The 2,170-nt window shown below is 37.4% G+C and carries 3 protein-coding genes; all 3 read right to left on the reverse strand.

What is annotated here, in order from left to right:
• A partial coding sequence (locus tag E1163_RS00900) for a hypothetical protein (RefSeq protein WP_155168644.1) occupies nucleotides 1-685 on the reverse strand: 685 nt, incomplete at its 3' end.
• A gap of 15 nt (nucleotides 686-700) precedes the next feature.
• Nucleotides 701-1,435: a DUF6794 domain-containing protein gene (locus E1163_RS00905; protein WP_155168645.1), complete on the reverse strand. Its 735-nt coding sequence runs from the start codon at nucleotides 1,433-1,435 to the stop codon at nucleotides 701-703.
• Nucleotides 1,432-2,170, reverse strand: a 739-nt coding sequence (locus E1163_RS30265; RefSeq protein WP_484494434.1) for an RHS repeat-associated core domain-containing protein, incomplete at its 5' end; no start/stop codon positions are given. The genes E1163_RS00905 and E1163_RS30265, both read right to left, overlap by 4 nt.

Below are 2,170 nucleotides of genomic sequence, written 5' to 3' on the forward strand. Positions count from 1 at the left end.
GATCATTTATGGAATCAGGTTCCAAAGTAACTGTAGTCCCATAAAAATCGACACCACTTACATGTGGTAAACTTTTAGGGGACAAATCATATTTTCCTTTGAAATTCCTGGGAAATAAGGATTCCAAATAAAACGGATACTTTTCACCTACTTCTATTCTCGAACATTTTTCCTTGCTTGTTCTTTTTGATGCAATCTTGAATAAAGTCCCTCCTTTCTTTGCATAAATAAGATATACGTCATTTAAAGAATCTAATTTGACAACCTCATAAGCAGTAGGCCTAAACTTTACTGGAGTAATCTCCTGTTTTTGAGTGGTGACTACTGAGTCATTTAGTGTTCCAAGGACTTTTAACAGGCTATCAGCTTTGTCTATGGTCATACTACATCGGTTTTCCAAATACCATGCTCTCCACTTTCTTTTATCTTTTTTAAAAAGTTTGGGTTCATAATACACTATGTCACCCAAATAGATACAGCTTTCAATTCCGGTAACGACATTTAAATAGTATGCTGCATTTACCGCTCTCCGGGTGTCATCACCCGAAAAACCTTTGGAGAACTCCTCTAGGGTTTGTAATTTCTCATTAAACTTTCGTTTAAATAGCTTATCAATGGTACAGTTTTGATTTTTTACACAGCAAGCCATTGTAAAGTTTATTAGCAAAATATATAGATACATCATGAATGGTATACCTTTCTAATTTTTTTTAGAGATCGTAACATTGTCAACTGCTTGCACTACTGGACTATCTTTTTCAAGGTATTCAGCAATAATGGTTATTTCCGACTTTATATAATAGTCCTCTATAAACAGCCTTTCTTCTTTGTTGCCGACATATCTTATTACTTTATATCCATTGATATTCAGAGTATCTCCTGGTTGGTCAGTATTAAACGGCCTTTTAACATTAAACCCGCAGTGAACCGTTATTGTACTGTGATCTTCAAATATATAGTGATGAAAGATACCTTCAGTATAGCTATCTTCCTGATATGTATAATCATCAAAAAATGGAATTTCAATTTTATATGTTATACAATCAATAAGTATAAGCTCCCGGTGCAACCAATCATAGTAACTCATTAAAATTTCAGAGGACATCCCCTCCGGGTGGGTTATGCCTTTTGAATGAAAATAGACTGCTAGCCTTGACCCCCCCCATAATGCCCAACTATTTCTCATCCACATGCCTAAACCATGATGGTAGGCTAGCATTTCATTGCGGGATTTAAGGGCTTTAAATTCTTCCTTATCTTCATCCGAAAGAACCTTATCTAATTCTGCCATGGCCTCGTCAAGGTCAGCAGGTATGTACACACCATGAATGGTATCCATGGCTGCAACTTCGGATTGTGTAACTCTATGGCTACAACCCATCTGAAAAATAACCATATAGGTAATTACGATTAGCATTATTCTTGAGATCATCATTTTTTAGGAGTTACAAACCTCTTTAACGGTAAAGTTGCGACAACACCGGTTTGATTATATATATAAACTGTTTTGCTTGACATACCAAATACATATTCAGTATCTTTTGCAGTGGTAATATCGGTTCTTGATGGGGCTTGGGTAAATGAGCCTGTTAGACCTTGGTTATTGGTGAAACTGCCACTAGGGTGACTGTGAAAATCGTTATTTCCCCGTATGGATGCCTTTCCTCCAGGTGCAGACACAACACCGGGTGTAGCCTCCTGAACACTTCCATCACTTTTAATCCGTCCTCCATACTCTCTATTATTATGAGGCTTTTTTATAAAAGTACCTCCATTTCCATCATCTTGACTCACTATACTAACCATATCGTCCCTAGTCTGAGCAGAGGCTATTTCAACTAAATTTCCCATGTGTTCGCCTTCTGTATTTCCTGAACTAATTAATTTTTCAGTTGCTTTCGCCTCTGCATTTGAAATAGGGTTTGACCAGCCTTTTTCATCTTCTTGAACTCCTTCGGGATAAAGTTGTTCTGTTGTTTTGGTTGTTCTAATTACAAACGTCCTATCAGGTTCGTTGTTTCTCTCCCTGTAAATTTCTTTACCTTGTTCGTTTAAGTAGATATTATCCAAAGGAGCCAGCCCGTCTGGATCAATGAACCTAATAGGATTGCCGAAAACAAAGTTGTATGGACTCCAACTGGCCATCTCATCGGCCAACGGATCAGGACTC

Source organism: Fulvivirga kasyanovii (assembly GCF_009711405.1).
Lineage (GTDB): Bacteria > Bacteroidota > Bacteroidia > Cytophagales > Cyclobacteriaceae > Fulvivirga > Fulvivirga kasyanovii.